Raw genomic sequence first — 251 nt, 5'->3', positions numbered from 1 at the left:
AGGATGAGCCGACCGACAAGGACCTCTACGAGGTCGGTTGTATCGCCAACATCCTGCAGATGCTGAAGCTGCCGGACGGCACCGTGAAGGTGCTGGTCGAGGGCACGCAACGCGCCAATATCCTGACCGTGACCGACGACGAATCGCACTTCTTCTGCGAAGCAGTGCCCGTCGGCCCGGAACCGACTGAATCGGCCGAAACCGAGGCGCTGCGTCGCGCCATCGTGTCGCAATTCGATCAGTACGTGAAG

1 protein-coding gene is annotated in these 251 nt (G+C 61.4%); it reads left to right on the top strand.

Translation table 11 applies throughout. The annotated features are described in order from the left end of the window. A partial coding sequence (locus ACVA6Q_RS24835) for an LON peptidase substrate-binding domain-containing protein (protein WP_446649250.1) occupies positions 1 to 251 on the top strand: 251 nt, incomplete at both ends.

The sequence above is a fragment of the Vibrio sp. DNB22_10_4 genome, from assembly GCF_052879755.1.
The sequence above is the reverse complement of the archived record's forward strand: the minus strand, read 5'-3'. Positions and strand labels throughout refer to the sequence as shown.